The sequence below is a fragment of the Alteromonas sp. KUL42 genome (assembly GCF_006538325.1).
Taxonomy (GTDB): domain Bacteria; phylum Pseudomonadota; class Gammaproteobacteria; order Enterobacterales; family Alteromonadaceae; genus Alteromonas.
On the sequence record NZ_BJKK01000014.1, the window covers coordinates 99,288 to 116,577 of the forward strand.

The 17,290-nt window shown below is 43.5% G+C and carries 12 protein-coding genes; 6 read left to right on the forward strand and 6 right to left on the reverse strand.

Annotated features, from left to right (window positions below; genetic code table 11):
* Positions 1 to 4 precede the first annotated feature (4 nt).
* A complete protein-coding gene (gene rpsF / locus EYR97_RS16885; protein WP_131094830.1) occupies positions 5 to 406 on the reverse strand; it encodes a 30S ribosomal protein S6 in 402 nt (133 codons plus the stop codon).
* Positions 407 to 662: 256 nt separating this feature from the next.
* Here rpsF and EYR97_RS16890 point away from each other — a divergent pair, with 256 nt between their 5' ends.
* From EYR97_RS16890 to EYR97_RS16900, 3 genes are all read left to right on the forward strand, one after another.
* Entirely contained in the window at positions 663 to 950 is a 288-nt protein-coding gene (locus tag EYR97_RS16890) for a YebG family protein (RefSeq protein ID WP_131094831.1), read from the forward strand.
* Between the two features lie 374 nt (positions 951 to 1,324).
* On the forward strand, positions 1,325 to 2,074 hold the full coding sequence (locus EYR97_RS16895; RefSeq protein WP_131094832.1) for an ABC transporter ATP-binding protein: 750 nt from the start codon (positions 1,325 to 1,327) through the stop codon (positions 2,072 to 2,074).
* Positions 2,068 to 3,432 carry an ABC transporter permease gene (locus EYR97_RS16900; protein ID WP_131094833.1) on the forward strand — a complete coding sequence of 455 codons (1,365 nt, stop codon included), beginning with the start codon at positions 2,068 to 2,070 and terminating at the stop codon, positions 3,430 to 3,432. Before EYR97_RS16895 ends, EYR97_RS16900 begins: the two co-directional genes overlap by 7 nt.
* A gap of 32 nt (positions 3,433 to 3,464) precedes the next feature.
* On the opposite strand, the gene EYR97_RS16905 is transcribed toward EYR97_RS16900, so the two are convergent.
* From EYR97_RS16905 to EYR97_RS16920, 4 genes are all read right to left on the reverse strand, one after another.
* Positions 3,465 to 5,048 carry a PAS domain-containing methyl-accepting chemotaxis protein gene (locus tag EYR97_RS16905; protein WP_131094834.1) on the reverse strand — a complete coding sequence of 528 codons (1,584 nt, stop codon included), beginning with the start codon at positions 5,046 to 5,048 and terminating at the stop codon, positions 3,465 to 3,467.
* Between the two features lie 152 nt (positions 5,049 to 5,200).
* On the reverse strand, positions 5,201 to 6,706 hold the full coding sequence (locus EYR97_RS16910) for a sensor histidine kinase (protein WP_131094835.1): 1,506 nt from the start codon (positions 6,704 to 6,706) through the stop codon (positions 5,201 to 5,203).
* 51 nt (positions 6,707 to 6,757) lie between these two features.
* Positions 6,758 to 7,837, reverse strand: coding sequence for a methyl-accepting chemotaxis protein (locus EYR97_RS16915; RefSeq protein WP_131094836.1), 1,080 nt, complete (start codon positions 7,835 to 7,837; stop codon positions 6,758 to 6,760).
* 217 nt (positions 7,838 to 8,054) lie between these two features.
* On the reverse strand, positions 8,055 to 9,059 hold the full coding sequence (locus EYR97_RS16920) for a YeiH family protein (protein WP_131094837.1): 1,005 nt from the start codon (positions 9,057 to 9,059) through the stop codon (positions 8,055 to 8,057).
* Positions 9,060 to 9,170: 111 nt separating this feature from the next.
* On the opposite strand from EYR97_RS16920, the gene EYR97_RS16925 reads away from it, so the two are divergent.
* Positions 9,171 to 9,923, forward strand: a complete 753-nt coding sequence (locus EYR97_RS16925; RefSeq protein ID WP_131094838.1) for a sulfite exporter TauE/SafE family protein — start codon at positions 9,171 to 9,173, stop codon at positions 9,921 to 9,923.
* Between the two features lie 46 nt (positions 9,924 to 9,969).
* Here EYR97_RS16925 and EYR97_RS16930 read toward each other — a convergent pair whose 3' ends face one another.
* The gene (locus tag EYR97_RS16930) at positions 9,970 to 10,920 is read right to left on the reverse strand and encodes a cation diffusion facilitator family transporter (protein WP_131094839.1); all 951 of its coding nucleotides are present in this window, start codon (positions 10,918 to 10,920) and stop codon (positions 9,970 to 9,972) included.
* Between the two features lie 406 nt (positions 10,921 to 11,326).
* Here EYR97_RS16930 and EYR97_RS16935 point away from each other — a divergent pair, with 406 nt between their 5' ends.
* Together EYR97_RS16935 and EYR97_RS16940 are read left to right on the forward strand one after the other, a co-directional pair.
* On the forward strand, positions 11,327 to 14,005 hold the full coding sequence (locus EYR97_RS16935; RefSeq protein ID WP_131094840.1) for a glycoside hydrolase family 16 protein: 2,679 nt from the start codon (positions 11,327 to 11,329) through the stop codon (positions 14,003 to 14,005).
* A 68-nt stretch (positions 14,006 to 14,073) separates the two neighbouring features.
* Complete coding sequence (locus EYR97_RS16940) at positions 14,074 to 17,019, forward strand: TonB-dependent receptor (protein ID WP_131094841.1); 2,946 nt, start codon at positions 14,074 to 14,076, stop codon at positions 17,017 to 17,019.
* The last annotated feature ends 271 nt before the right edge of the window (positions 17,020 to 17,290 follow it).

The following is a 17,290-nucleotide window of genomic DNA, read 5'->3' on the forward strand; positions in this document are numbered from 1 at the left end:
CTCCTTAAGCGTTGTCTTCAGTGGTTTCAGTTTTTCTTTCTGCGCGATCTTGGCGAGGTGCAGAATCGTCACGACGCTCACGACGAGGCTCTTCTTTCATCATTGGAGAAGGCTCAGTCACAGCAGTCTTAGTGCGCATAACCATGTTACGTAGGATCACGTCGTTGAAACGGAAAGCATTTTCCAATTCGTCAACAGCTTCTGCAGTTGCTTCAGCATTGATTAGTACGTAGTGGGCTTTGTGCAGCTTCTCGATTGGGTATGCCAATTGACGACGGCCCCAATCTTCTAAACGATGAATCTGACCACCGTCTTGCTTAAGGATTGTGGTATAACGCTCGATCATACCAGGTACTTGTTCACTCTGATCAGGGTGAACCATAAATACGATTTCGTAATGACGCATTATAGCTCCTTACGGTTGTAGCCTCGACAGTACAGCCGACTGTATGGAGACAAGGAACGAATTAGGTTGGCTGTAAGGGCGCGCATTATACGCACATGTCAAAATTTGCACAAGCATTAATCATATACAAGGACGCATATAAGGGTTTCTTAGACAGCGGCAGATAAAAAATTTAGAAAAACAAAACCAAACACTGTTTATTTATACAGTAACTTACTGTACAGTTTTTGTGTCTTTAATAAACAGGGGACCTACCATGGCCATTACTACGCAATATGTTGTTTCACACAAAGGGGTAGAAAAATTGGTAACTACCGACAAAAAAGAAGCCGATCAATACGATAAGATGCTAGACGCAGCAGATAACCTTGCTGAGTACATATCGGCAAAAGGTATTAAAATGGATGATGGCGCCATTGAAGAGCTCACCATAATGCTTGCCAAGAACAAAGATAAAATTAGTAAAATATTTAAAGGTGCTACTGCTGATAGCGTACTTGAAGATGAAAGTGCAGAGGTGGTAAAGCTTCAAGCGAATGGCTAAACACCGTTAATTGATGAGTTCGAATTTAGCACCACCAATTTACTGCCTTTTTATTTCTGTATAAATATTAGAGCCTGTTTATCTTTGTTCATTTTTTGTGAATAAAGACAAACAGGCTCTAACGTTATTTGATAACATAACATTTTTAAATTTTATAAGTAGTGAAATACAAACTAAGCCTTTTAACCTAATAAAGCTATTCGTATAAGCGTTAGTTAAATAGTAGGCTTATCGGTATAAAGTGCTTGGCAAGAACTTGCCAACCTTAACAGTACATTTTCGCTGCGCCCTGTGTATCCTCTAAATTACGCTGAAAAAGGCAGTTTAGAGGATGCCTGGACCTAATATACGAATTAAATTGGTAGTAAATAGGGATGAGTGTGGTAGCTAATACATCGTCAAACACCCTTTCAGAACTGGCTGTAGATATTCGCCACTTGCGGTTTGCCTATACCAACTCTGATGCACCTGTGATTTCAATTGATAAATGGCAAGTGAGACGCGGTGAGCACGTATTTTTGTTTGGTCCTTCAGGCAGTGGCAAAAGTACATTGCTTAATTTGTTAAGCGGAACGCTAACAACAAGTAGCGGTATTATTTCGCTACTAGGCGAATCCTTTTCAACATTGTCCAACCGACAGCGCGATCGCTTTCGAGCGCAACACATTGGTGTGGTTTTTCAACAGTTCAACTTGATCCCTTATCTTTCGGTAGAGCAGAATATTCGTGCTGCTGCTTATTTCGCCCATTCAAAACTGCGCAATGATGCGTTGAGCAAAAAAATGGAAGATTTGCTAAAGCGACTACAACTTCCCAGCAATGTTCTTAACGCAAAAGCAGATGCACTTAGTATTGGACAACAACAGCGCGTAGCCATTGCAAGGGCACTTATCAATTCACCGCAATTGCTTATTGTCGACGAGCCTACATCGGCCCTTGATGTAAACGCGCGAGATAGCTTTATGGCCCTTTTAAAGTCGGTGGCAAAAGAGAGCACATTGATTTTTGTCAGTCATGATCCTGCAATGGCGAATTACTTCGACACGCAAATCGATATACAAACTTTACATGCATCAAAAAGCACTGATGCCCTACATGAAATAAAGGAAGGTATATCATGCTAGGAACCATTGCGCTAGAAAGCCTCAAGAGACGAAGACATACCGCTATTCTCACGCTAGTTAGTATTACCATAAGTATTTGCTTGCTACTGTCTGTAGATATTATTCGGACACAAGTTAAAAGCAGTTTTACCCGCACAGTGTCCGGTGTAGACCTTATTGTTGGTGCACCAAGTGGCCAGCTCAATCTGTTGTTATCTTCCGTTTTTAATATAGGAACACCAACAAAGGGAATTGCGTGGGACAGCGTGGAGTCACTGTCTTCTAACAAGCAGGTTAGTTGGTTTATACCGCTCTCTTTAGGCGACACTCATAAAGGCTTTCGAGTGGTAGGCACGACAAATCGCTTTTTTACACATTTTAAATACGGAAATATGCAACCTCTACGTTTTGCACATGGAAATGTATTTAACGCTCAGCGCTCTGCAGTCATTGGCGCTGATATCGCCAGTAGTTTAGGGTATAGCGTTGGCGATAATATCGTTATATCGCATGGCTTAGGTAATGTTTCTTTTAACAATCATGATACACACCCTTTTATTGTTTCTGGCGTTTTAGAGAAAACGGGTACGCCGGTGGACAAAGCGGTTTATGTCACTCTAGAGGGTTTAGAGGGCGCGCATAGTAACCACACAAGTAGTAGCACTTTGAAAAAGCCTGCTCCTACCCATTCTCACGATATGGACAATGAGCATGAGCATGAGTATGAGCATGAGCATGAGCATGAGCATGAGCATGAGCATGAGCATGAGCATGAGCATGACAATGCTAACAACTCAAAAAGTGATTACAACAGTGATACATTTGAGCCGCAACAAGTTTCCGTTGTTATGATTGGCTTAAAACACCGCGTCACAGCTTTACAACTGCAATACCAAGTTAATCAAAACAAAGACACACCTTTAATGGCCATTTTGCCGGGTATGGCATTGGCCGAACTATGGCAAATTATGGGAAACATTGAAGCACTGCTGTTGGCTCTTTCTGCACTTATTGTTATATGTGCTCTTATTGGTTTAGCCACTATGCAACTTGCGACAATGCGCGAACGCTACCAAGAAATTGCGGTATTAAGAACTATTGGTGCAGGCCCATTAACCTTGCTTTTACTCATTCAAATAGAAGCTATGTTAATTACCACTGCTGGTATAGTTTTGAGCCTTCTGCTCGTTGCTGGTTTAATGGGAATAATAGGGCCATGGCTAAGTAGCGAATACGGCCTTTTTATAAGCTCACCGCTTTTTGGACAAAGCAGCGTTTTTATTATCGGCCTTGTATTAACAAGCACTTATTTGGTGTCGCTGTTTCCGGCATTGGCGGCATATAAACGAGGTTTACACGCCGGACTGAATGGTCGATAAGGAAAGGCGAAAAGAATAGGCGAGTAAGTCGCCTATTCTCCCACTCGCTTATTTGTACTAAAACGAAGAATGAGTTCATGAACTTGGCTAACGGTTTTGCGTAAGTCGTTGCTTGCCGTTAACGAGGCCTCCGAAGAGCGTTGTGTTTCTGCTGCACCATCAGCAACTTCAACAAGCTGTTGATTAATGTGCTCAGCAACCGTGCTTTGTTCTTCAACAGCTGAAGACATCTCAACAGTTGCATCTGCAATGCCCTTAACAGCATTATTTATCTCGTACAATGCACCTCGCGTTTCTTCTACAATATGACTACCATGCTCTGCAGATGCTAAGCCTTCTGTTGAAACTCTCACTGCTCTGTCTGAACGCTCAGCAAGTTCACTAATGATATTGTGGATTTTATCTGTCGATTCACGCGTTTTTGAAGCAAGTGTTCGCACCTCGTCGGCAACTACAGCAAAACCGCGACCTTGTTCACCTGCACGAGCAGCCTCAATGGCAGCGTTCAAGGCTAGTAAATTGGTTTGTTCAGCAATGGTAGAAATGATATTCGCAGCCTCGCCGATATCTGTGGTTGACTGTGCAAGTTCTGTTACTGTATCAGATATCGACTCTACCGCTTCGCGCAAGGACACAATCGCCTGCATGGCTTCCTCTGCTTTTTGGTTACCCATACTGACATTTTCCGCTGCAGTTCGAGCACTCTTCGCATTACTTTCAACACGCTCTGCCACTTCTTGAATAGCTTGGCTCATTTGGGTTACCGCTGATGCTATCTGTTGCGTAGCTTGATTTTGCTGCACAACCGCTGCACTGGTGCTTTCCGCTTGCTCATGCGTGGTATTTGATATTGCCTCAAGTCCGCCAGATGCATCTTTTATTCGGGTTAATGCTGTTCTTGTTCTCGCTAATTCACAACCCACTATCAACTTCGCCTGCGCAATGTGCGTTGCGTCAGGAAAATAAGTCTGCGCAACAATTTCGTTGTTGTAACTTTCAGGGCTTAATGCAGTTACCTTACCCCATTCATTTCGAGACTTGATATCTTGCACTACAACCAATACACCAAATGCAACTAGTGACATAATTGCGGGAAGCATTCCTGTAGTAAAACCGAGTGACAAAGTAAGTAACGAACCAATAGTCAATGATGGCCAGGTGCGCTCTAAACCATGGACTGTTCTCTGTGCAAAAGAGACGGCTGATTTTCCACTTTGAAGTCTTTCATAAATAGACGATGCACGAGAAATTTCGTCAGCAAAAGCGGGCACGCGAACAGACTCATATCCGACAATACTTCCTTTGTCATACACAGGTGTAACAAAAGCGGAAACCCAGTAATGGTCACCATTTTTTCTTCTGTTCTTAACGATACCTAACCAGCACTTACCTGATTCAAGTGTTCGCCACATTTCTTTGAAAACAGGTGCAGGCATATCAGGATGACGAATTAAATTATGATTTTTCCCAATCAACTCTTCACGAGAGTAGCCACTCGCCTCAACAAACTCTTGGTTGCAGTGCTGAATAATACCGCGCTTATCTGTTGTTGAAATCAGTCTATGATGCGTTGGAAACTTATATTCTTTTTGTGTGACTGGCTGGTTATTTCTCATGTAATGCCTCTCCGTTCAGCAAAGTCATGCTCCGTCAGTAAACTGAACCTTTTCTCACTTAAGACTAGAACAAAAAACCGCCACGTCTAGTTAAAACGACAATTCGCGAAACGGTAATACTTATCAGTTAGTTAAATAGCTCCTAGTATACTTTAGGCTAAAGGAAAAAACACGGTCACACAGGTTCCTTTACCTGGATTACTACTAATGTCGATAGTGCCACCATGTTCTTCTATGATAGTCATCGATATTGACATACCAAGTCCTGTCCCTTCACCTGGGGGCTTAGTCGTAAAAAACGGCGTGAAAATTTTGTCCAAAACGTCTTTTGGCATACCAACTCCTTCGTCTTCTATGACAATTACGACATGCTCTTCATTTTTGCTAACGCGAATATAAATACATTTTCCTTCTGGCGTTGCATGAATCGCATTTGTGAGCAAATTAACCAACACCTGCTGTATTTGCCCAGCATTCCCACTAAAGCAAATATTATTGTCGGTAGCTTCTAAAATGACTTTATTTTTGTAACGATGGAGGGTACTGGTAAGTTTAATGGCCGAATTCATCGCTTCGACAACATCAACCTCCACACTTTTATTTGAGCCGGAATAAGAGAAGCTGCGCAGTGCTTTGATAATATCGACGATACGCTTAATGCCTTCTAGCGACTCCACAAACATCTCCGTAATCTCGTTCGCACTCTCTTTTAAGGAATAGCCTCTTTCACATTCGTGAAACTTTTCTTTTAAAGTGCCACCCGCTTCATTACACAATTTGCCAATTTCACTAATAGCGTTTTGGTAATCATCAAAGATTTCTTTAGCAACTTCAGTATTACTGAGAACATAACTAATTGGGTTATTTATCTCATGGGCAATACCTGCGGCAAGTTGTCCTAACATCGCCATTTTATCTGCGTTTTTTAGCTTTTCCTCCAGGGCATCTTTATCTTTTTTAATACTGCTTAATTCAACCTGTTTGTCGTTTAGCTTACTCTTCTTGCTTTGATAGCGTGAGTTAAAGTTTAGGTAATACTTAGTCGTATCAAGTACATAAAGAGTCTCTTCATCAAGAGTGTCATCGGGTGTCAATAACACCAACCAAGCATACTCGCTGTTAGGCATTTCGTGCATAAAGTGCAGTACACGCGCTTCTTTTTGTGTGTCGGGTCTATCAACCGAAGTTACACACCAATGTGCATAAGGCTCGTCAATGCTTGTGGGCAATATCTCTTTTAGTAATTTGGCTAACTCAGGTGAGTGTGTCCACTTGTTATCTGGTGTTAGTACTTCATCGTCATCACCGACCAAAAAATCATTTTCCCTTTTGATAAAGACCTTGCCGCAACTTGCACCACTGAAGTCTATGGCAGCTTCAAGTGCACTTAAGATAGCGCTTTGTCCTGGTTGGAGATTGGTAAGTTGGGATGCCGCCTGATTGAGAAAGAGCAATTCTCGTTCGCGACGTTTTGAAGCATTTAGTGCTTTGCGCAGCGCTTGATTGGAAAGGTAGGCATCGCGAGAATAAGACTCGAGAAATGACTCTGCGTTCTTGCGCGCTATTTTTTGGCGTTTAAGTTGTCGCTCTAGCGAGTTCACGCGGGCTTCTAGTGAAGAGAGTTTTTCTTGCTCGGTGTTTTGAGTTAACTCCTTCACCTAGATGCCCCCTTTATATCGGTGCCGCTTTGCACGCGGCTCTTGCTTGCCCTAGCCAATTAGCCTGTCGAGTAAAGCCATAACACGCTCGCTGGCCTGCTCCATAGCAATAAGCTTAGCATCCGCTTCTTGTTCATTCCCATTTTGTTTCGCCTGCATTGCGGCAATACCATTTTTGTGTACTGCCGCGTGAGGCGCTTCAATTTCTCTGTATCCTGAAGATTGCCCTATTGGTTTACTGGCATTTTCACTATACCAGCGCCCTAAACGGCAGCTTGCGTGATCGGCAAACTCAGAAATAGATTTATGGCTATATCCACACAATACGGCATAAACATCCGCTTTCCAAACTACGTGGTCTAGCTTAACAGTCTGAATAAATGTACTTAGTGCGCCAGAGCTTATTGTTTGTTTCATACTCCCACAGTGTTCAACCATGGTTTCGTAGCTACCATTGAGGTCGTTAATGCCCGCTTCAAGCTGCTCGTTATTACTTCTTAGTTCATTTACACCAGAAACTGCTTTTGACGTAGATTGAATAATACCATTAACCAGTTCAGAAACTTCCGTCGCAGACTTATTTGTCTCTGTTGCAAGCGCACGAACTTCATCAGCAACCACACTAAAACCGCGTCCAGCATCTCCCGCTCGTGCTGCTTCAATAGCAGCATTAAGTGCAAGCAAATTAGTTTGGTCGGAGATACTGGTAATGGTTGTCACAAATTTATTGATGTTATCAGCTGTTGTTGATAACCCAGAGATGCGTTCACTCATGCTGCTCATTTGCACACTGAGCCCACTCATATCACTGAGTATTTTTTGCAACGTAGCGGCTGAATTATTAAATATTTGATTGATATCAGATATGGATTCATTTTCCGCATCAATACGTTGGTAGGTAGCTAATACGGTTTCTCGAATACCTTCCATCTGCGATAATGAGTCGATTACACACTTCAACAACACCGAATCACTTTGTGAACTTACTTGGTTGGCTGCTTCAATCGATGAAGCAAGCTCGATGTTTTCAGCTTCAAGTGCTTCAACTTTATCCATCGCCTCTTGCAATCGCCCTTCCAATTGACGGACTTGCGCTTCCTTATCTTCGAATTTACTGCGAGAAACAAACATATGTCATTACCATTAGTTGATGAAATCTTAGTTTACATGTCAGAATAACAGAAAGATTAAGCCGTTAACCATTAGCCTGAAGTAGTGTTATTACAAGATTATCGGCAAAGGTGAAAAAAACTGATGTAAAATTTGTGATAAGAATCAACATATCACCATTGAGTTATCAAGTTTTTACATAGTCGCTACTTCTGACGCTATTACGTTTAATAATCAGTTAAATAACGAATAAGTAACCCAGAATCAATAATGCTATCCACACTGTTTCAAGCACAATCATAACAATGGGTAGTATTCCCACCTCTGCTAGCTGAGCTAAATTCGACTTCATACCAATTGCAGTAATGGAAATAACGAGAAAAAAGCGAGAAATTTGTGTTCCAGAGTCGGTAACAACTGTAGGCAAAGCTACAAAACTATTTAGTAGCATCAGGAAGACAAACCCAATTAAAAACACAGGTACTTTAGGTATATTCCCACTACCAGCTCGCAAATTCGCGCGATGACCTCGCCTAATCAAGGCAACCAAAATAACAACCACTGGCATTAACATAGCAACACGTACAAGCTTTGTCAGTGTTGCTACATCCCCTGCACTTTCTGATACCGAATAACCCGCACCGACTACTTGGGCAACGTCGTGAATTGTACCACCTAAAAATACGCCAGCGTGCGTATCGCTCATGTCCAATTGCCCCACAATAATGGGGTAAGTTACCATAGCAATTGTCGACATAGCCGTTACTCCAACCACAGTCAGTAAGGTATCGCGCTCGTGGTTTTCCCCTTTGGGAAGAATAGCCGATATGGCGAGTGCAGCTGATGCACCACAAATGGCAACTGCGCCACCACTCAACGCTCCCAATCGCTTTTGTAACCCCAGCACCTTCGCCAATATTACCCCGAATAAAATGGTGGTAAATATTGCTACCGCAAGCATTAGCGCGGTTTTCCAACCCAACACAGCCAAATCGCCAAGAGCAATCCTCAGTCCGAGTAAAACCACACCCACTCTTAATATCGAGTTTGACGCGAAATCGATACCGCATTTACATTGGGTATTATTTTGATAGAGAAATGAAACAGCCATTCCTAATAAAAGTGCGAATAACATTGCAGGTGCGTTATAATGCTCACTTAGAAAAAGGGCAGCCATTCCCGTTATTGTAGCAATTCCTAATCCGGGCCATATGGTTTTGCACTTTACCGCTAAATTGTTCATTTTGTTTATTGTTCCGACACCGTAATTGTCGCTAATACTACGCGCTTTCTACCAGATGAATAAGGCCAACAATTATTTATTGCTAGAATAGCTTCACAGGAATTACGCGCTATGCCATTAGAAACACTCATAGCCATGTTCGCACTTCTCAGCCTTGCAACTCTGCTTCAAACACTGAGCGGATTCGGCTTTGGCCTAATGGTAGTGTCTAGTTTCACCTTGTTTGAAATTATGCCCCTAACAGCTACAACCTTTCTGGTAAGCGTTTTGAGTTTGTTTAACTCAGCTTCTTTGGTGATGAGAAATACAATACATATAAACAAGCGAGCTTTCGTTATAATTTTGGCTTGCGGAGTACCCTTTATTGCTGTCGGATATACACTGCTTGAATATTTGTCCGTCAGCATGACAGCGTTTCTAAACGTGTTACTTGGCTGTGTTATATTAACTTGCTGCATCTTACTTCTGATAAAACGCAATAAAATATCTGCATCAGGTCGCGATTCAGGTTTTGCTATTGCGGGAGCGCTAGGAGGGCTTCTCGGAGGGCTCTTTTCTACATTTGGCCCACCTGTCGTATTTCAGTGTTACAGGCAAAATTGGCCTATTAACGAGATACGCATTACACTGCTTGCAGTCTTTAGCATAACCGCTCTTGTACGCTTATGTATTGTGCCTTTCGGCACGCTACCTTCAAAAGGTGTGCTCATTTCAGCACTAATCGCAATACCTGTCATTCTCCTTTTTACTCGCATTGGTAGGCTAATTGCGGTGAGAGTAAAGCCACATTTAGTGCGAACTATTGCCCTTTCTATACTTGCCACAAGTGGCGCAACACTGATTTTTCAAAACCTCTCTCTGTGAACCGTATTTAGGTATACCGCACGACATGCGCCGGCGATTTTTTGGTTTATAAATCAATGTGCTTATTATCATGAGCATGCATATGCAGGTGATCACTGTCGTCTCGACAGGGCTCACCGGGAAGTTCAAACTCAATTGTGGTGTGAACAAGCTCGAAAGGTTCAAGTGCCCGATGCACTTGCGCTTTGAGCGAGCGCAGCTTGGTATTGTCAATACTGCAATCAATAACGACGTGCGCGGTTAACACATGCTGCTCACCATCAAGTGACCAAAAATGAACGTGATGGATTTCCTCTACATGTTCAATCGAAAGCAATGATTTGCTAATCGCTTCACGAGTTTCTGTATTTGGAACACCTTGAAGAAACAGAGCCATTGTCTGAATGACATACTTAACAACATTCACCAAAATAAATAAGGTAAAACCAATAGATAGAATCGGGTCGAGTATTGGCCACTCGACAAAATGCAATACAATGGCAACAATGAGCACAGCAGCCCATCCCATGGTATCCTCAATCAAATGCCAATTGAGCACTTTCTCATTCATGGAGTGTCCTCCATGTAGTTTGTAGGCAGCAAAGCCGTTAACTAAAATACCTAAAATCGCTAGCCCGATCATCCCTTCTGTCACTGGCATTTCTGGATTAGCTAGACGCGGTATAGCTTCAGAGAGTACCCAAATGGACCCAATAACTAAGATGACACCATTGATCATCGCGCCCATTAAACTGAGTCGTTTAAAGCCGTAAGAGTACTTTTCAGTTGCAGCTTTGTTGCCCATTTTGCTTAGGTACCAAGCTAAACCAATAGACAAAGAGTCACCTAAATCATGCACAGCATCAGCCATGATGGCCACACTATTAGTAAGCCATCCACCAATAAATTCTATAATGGTGAAGATGAAATTGAGCCAAAATGCCCACCCTATCCTTTTCGAATCTTCACCGTCATTTTCATGTAGATGTGGATGAGAGTGATCGTGATGATGATGCATATAAAGTCAGTTATAAGATGTTTTCACTAGCATACACGCAATCATACCTCTAAGTGCACTGCCAATAGCACACAATTGTTGTGACATTCGTTAACACGACACCGAACACTTTGTAAACATAGAGTGAATACATTAAAAGTAAAATTTATAAAATTGACATAAAACCCCATGAAAGCCTTTAAATTAAAGGCCAATAGAGAAGACAAGCAAAATCCCCCACCCACACCAAATGTTAATTTTTTGAGAACAGTATTGATCTTTAGTTGTCAGTAGCTTAATGTAATGTAAGCGCTTTCAAAACAGCCATTTTTATTTGAGTAAAATTGTAAGCGCTTACAATTACGCTTTTTACGTGGCCATTGCCGCAACATAACAACCTAATTTCTTTGGATCAGGGCTGAAAAAAATGACTAAAAGAGCATCTCAACTTACGCGGATTGCAGCCGCGCTATCAGTCACAACCCTATTTGGCTGCGGTGGTGGGGCTACAACCTCAACCAATGTCAATGTCGTTGACCCCGCTGAACCCGTTTCAGATTGGACACTTGTATGGAGTGACGAGTTTGAAGGTTCCAGCATCGATGATGACAATTGGACACATGAAGTAAACTGTGACGGCGGTGGCAATAATGAAGCACAGTGCTATACCGACAGTGCAGACAACTCGTTTGTTTCAGATGGCAGTCTAAAAATTGTAGCGCTTCCTGCAGAAGAAGGTGCACAAAAACCTTATACGTCAGCTCGTTTAAACACGCGCTACAAGGCCGATTTCAAATACGGCCGTATTGAAATGCGTGCCAAATTGCCGTTTGGTCAAGGTAGCTGGCCAGCATTTTGGATGATGCCAACAGACGAAGTTTATGGTGGCTGGCCTCGTTCTGGTGAAATCGATATCATGGAAGCAGTTAACTTAAAAGCGTCTACAATCGAGGGAACGCCAGAAAATCATATCCATGGTACGCTGCATTATGGTCAAGAATGGCCAAATAACGACAGTTCAGGCAAAGGATATTCATTGCCCAGTGGTGCAAACCCAGCAGATGATTTTCACACTTATGCTATTGAGTGGCAAGAAGGTGAAATTCGTTGGTACATGGACGACTATTTGTATGCAACGCAGCGGCGCTCTCAAGTTCGCTATAATGCCAACGGTGACGCGACCGGACTTTCACATCGCGGTTGGTATACAGAGTATTTTGAGCAAGGTTCTGGTGAATTAGTTACTCATTGGGACAATGCCCCATTCGACCAAGAGTTCTATCTAATCCTTAACTTTGCTGTAGGTGGTGATTGGCCAGCCAATGTAAACGAAACAGGTATCGACGCTGAAGCATTTGCCGAAGGTCAAACCTATGAAATTGACTATGTTCGTGTGTACGAATGTGCTTCTGACCCTGATACAGGCAAAGGCTGTGAAACTGTACGTCCTGGCTATGATTCACTAGAAGACGCACTGGTAGAAGGGGCTGCTCCAATTCCATCTCCACCATCAACTGGTGTTGCACAAAATCTTACCATTTTTGATGGTACGCCTAACCCTAACTGGCCCGCATGGGATTGCTGCGGCGGCACAACACCGGCGCTAGTAGACGACTCTGATGAAGGGCAAGTTTACGAGTTCTCAATTGGTGATGCACCAACAGTAATGGGCTTTATAAGCCGCAGTGCTTTTATTACCGACCCTGAAGGTGAAGCTTCACCGTTTGACGCATCGCCAATGGAAGAAACTGGCAGCGTTAAGTTTGACTTAAAAGTGGTTTCTTTACCGAACAATGCAACCACAAACTGGCTTTTCAAAATTGAAAGCAGTGAAGGTTCTACCGCCGCTGAACTACCGTTAATGGATGGCTACGTGGGCCCTGCTGATGTTGCAGGTGCTACACCAGAGCAAGGTGTGTGGGAGTCGTATGAGTTTCCTCTTAGTACACTTGCCGCTGCTGGTTTAGATACCAGTGCTATCGACGTTATCATGGTATTCCCAGCATGGGATACAGGTAGCGGTGCTACTTATCGCATGACTAACGTTGAAATTTCTCAAGAAGGCGGTGTGACTTACCCTGAGCTAGTGATCTTTGAAGATGGTCAAAATCCAGATTGGCCAATGTGGGATTGCTGTGGTGGTTCAACGCCAACTGAAGAAATGGATAACGAAGAACATGGCCTAACTGCAGAATTCCGTATTGGTGCTGACCCAACAGTGATGGGCTTTATTACACGTCCAGCTTCTGGTGGTGGTAACACGCCATTTGATGCCACTGCATTAACTGATGGTGGATTACTTCAATTTGATATGCGTGTTGTAAATGCACCTAACAATGCAGACGCAACATGGCTATTCAAAGTGGAATCAAACGACGCATCTACCGCTGTCGAACTACCATTGACAGAAAGCGTGGAAGGGCAAGCTCCAGTTGAAGGTGAATGGCAGACCTACACCTTCCCATTCTCAGATTTACAAGCGCGCGGACTAGATGTTAGTGCCATTGATGTAATCATGGTGTTCCCAGCATGGGGGACCGGTGAAGGTGCGGTTTACCGTCTAGATAACGTTAAATTCTATCACCCTGACAGCGGCACAGCACCAGCTGGAGGCATCACACTTTTTGCTGACACAGCAGCTGAGCAATGGTCTATCTGGGATTGCTGTGGTGGTTCCACTCCTACTGAAGAAGCTGACGATTCTGAGCATGGTACAGTAGCCGAATTCCGCATTGGCGGCACACCAACTGTGATGGGCTTCCTTGCTGATGAAGGGCATTCTTATGACGCTTCAGCACTATTAACTAACGGTGTGGTTCGCTTCGAAATGAAAGTAAGTGCGATGCCAAATGATGCATCAGCACCGTGGCTGTTCAAAATTGAATCAATTGGCGCATCAACGGCCGTTGAGTTGCCAATGTCTGCAAGCGTTGAAGGCGCAGACCCTGCACAAGGCGAGTGGCAAACCTACACGTTCCCTCTTCAGACATTATTTGACGCTGGATTAGATATCAGTGCTATCAACGTCATCATGATGTTCCCTGCATGGGGATCGGGTGAAGGTGCGGTGTACCGTATCGACAATGTTGAAATTACAGCGCAGTAACAAAGCAACCGCCGTTGCTTAATGTAAGCAACGGCAGCGTTAAATTGATAAGAATTAGTAGGGCAATTATGAAACACTCAACTTTTAAAAAGACCCAGCTTGCCACATCAATGGCTTTGTTGATGGGTTCAACGTTAGCAGTACCCACATTCGCGCAAGAAAATGAAAGTGCAGAAGCCGCAGATGACAATATTGAAGTCATTCAAGTAAGTGGTATTCGTGGCAGTATGATGCGTTCAATGGATTTAAAACGCGGCTCAAATGGTGTTGTAGACGCAATATCGGCGGAAGAATTGGGTAAGTTCCCCGACACCAACCTTGCAGAAGCATTGCAGCGTATTACTGGTGTAACTATCAGCCGTTCAAACGGCGAAGGTAGCGAAATTACCGTTCGTGGTTTCGGTCCAGAGTTCAACTTGATCACCTTAAATGGTCGTCAAATGCCAGGCACCGGCTTCACCCGCTCATTTAACTTGGCAAATTTGTCGTCAGAAGGTGTAAACACACTAGAGCTACACAAAACGGCACGTGCAGAAAACCCCAGTGGCGGATTAGGTGCTACGGTAAACATTATTACCATGAAGCCGTTATCACAACCGGGTCAAAATGCCACTATTTCAGTTAAAGGCATTTATGACTCTTCTAATGAAGAAGGTGACGATGTAACGCCAGAAATAGCAGGTGTATATAGCAATACATTTGCAGATGACATGTTTGGCTTCGGTGTTTCGTTTTCACATCAGGAACGCGACTTCCAGCAACAAGCTGCGAGCATTCAAGGTTGGCAGTTACAAGAAAACAGTGCTTTACCTGAGCTAGATTCGGCAAATGTGGTAGATAACCGCACAAACATCACCAATGCTGCGTTTTTCCCTAAAGACATGAACTACAGCATTACGGATGTGCAAAGAGAACGTTCGAATGCACAAGCAACGTTCCAGTTCCGTCCAGTTGATAACTTCACGGCGACGGTTGATTACACATTCTCACAAGCAACAACCGGCGTAAATACAGTAGGTTGGGGTATCTGGAATAACTTTGGTGCCAACATCAATGCCTATGAGCTAGATGAAAACGGTACTGCAGTTTATGCTGATATCAGTGGTGATGATGGTTCATTTACTGCCAGCAGAGAAACAACACGTGTTGATGCCCGCTCTTTAGGTGTGAACCTTGATTGGGTTGTATCTGATGACTGGCACTTTTCGTTAGACTATCATGACTCTTACAATAAAATAGACAATGGGCATGACAAAGGGCTTGGAAGCTCTGGTCAGGTTATTCTTGGTTCAAACCAACTTGAATCAAAAGTGTACGATTTCCGCCAAGGCGAAATACCACAAGTATTTGTTAACTGGAATAATGGTACCAACGAGATTCTCCCTAGCGAGATAGATTCAAACTTCAGTCAGTTTATCTATTCACCAGGCCGTTCAGACATAGAACAATTACAACTAGACGGCACATGGTACAACTCTGCGTTTGATATACCACTAGTGAAAATTGATTTTGGTATTGCCCGTACAGAGCAAGCCTTGTCAGGCTTCCAAGCATGGAGTGGACTACGTGGTGGCCCAGGTTTCAGCCCGTCATTCACCCAAATATTCCCCGACAGCATGTTTGTGCGCAACAGCACCGCAGGCTTCCTTGATGCCTTCGACGGTGGCGGCGCTTCCATGAACCCAGGTTATTACTACACCTACAACTTTGACGAAGCCATTGCCCGTCAATTAGCCTTTATCACTGCTGATGTTGTTGGTGAAAGTAATGCCTATTCAATTGACCCTTATTTCACAGGTGCGCCATCTGTAAGTAACGTTGAAGAGACAACTGACTCTATCTACGTTCAAACCGAATGGGACTTTGAAGTAGGTGACTACTTCGTTCAGATTAACGCTGGTGTGCGTTATGAAGAAACAGAAGTACCGAGCTCTGCGGAAGTACGCGTTCCTCAGCAAGTGAACTGGGTAGCCGCATCTGAGTGGATCACGCAATTTGAACCCGGCCTTCAGGTACAAGACTTTACCGGTGAATACGATGTCTTACTTCCAATGTTCGACATAAAAGTAGACGTTACAGAAGATGTTGTAGCTCGCTTCTCGTGGGGTAAATCAATTACCCGTGCACCTATTGGTTTACTTCAAGGCGCGCTTGCGTTTAGCGGTAGCCCGAAAATTGGCGCGCGTACAGCTTCAGCGGGTAATACAAGTTTATTACCGTTTGAATCAACCAACTTAGATTTGTCACTAGAGTGGTACTATGACGAAGCAAGTTACGCGTCAGTTGGCCTATTTAGAAAGTCAGTAGAAAACTACATTACAACAACTGGCCAAGATAGACAGTTCGAAGGTTTACATGACATCTATCAAGGTCCGCGTTGGAATGAAGCGGTGAGTGCACTTCAAGCAGCTGGAGAACAAGCCACCGACAGTGCTATCTACAATTACTTTGTAGAAAACGGCTATGCTGATGAAGGCGGTGTGGTATCACCAAATTCAGATGACCCACTTATCACTTGGCGTGTAACTCAGCCGGGTAACTCAAGTGACGCGAAAACGGTTGAAGGTATTGAACTTGCTGTTCAGCACACCTTTGGTGATACCGGTTTTGGTTTTGGCGCTAACGCAACATTCGTTGACGGCGATGTGGAATATGACCCGTACAACTTAGAAGAGCAAGATCCATTAGTAGGTATCAGTGATTCTGCCAACTTCCAAGTGTTCTACGAGAAAGACGGATTGTCAGTAAAAGTAACTTACGCATGGCGCTCTGACTACGTAGTGGGTATTGGTCAAGCACAGGGGTCTTCAGACAACCCCGCCACGCAATTCGATACCTTCGGTCAAGTTGATGCCAGCATTAACTACGATGTAAATGAACACCTAACCGTGTTCTTAGAAGGGGTTAACATTAACGACGAAACTGAGCGTGGTTACGGCCGTTTTGAAGAGCAATTCTTATTTGCACGTCAATATGGTCCTCGCTACACCCTGGGAGCGAGATATACGTTCTAACGCGTTGTAATGATGTGAAAGGCCGCGATTGCGGCCTTTTTTGTGTCTGCTAGTTTGGATTGGTGCAACAACCACTTCAAGTGTCAAGTAACAACGTAGTAGTAATAGTATTCATAGGTCTATTGTCTGCTAAAAGTTACGACAGTCTTTTATATGATCCTCACTATGGCACTCGTTGTGGCCTTCGCTATAACGTCCGCGATGCCCCTCGCTCACAGAAGTTATGGCAGCCGGTACCAATTGAAAAAATTAAGTAACTCAACATAAAAAA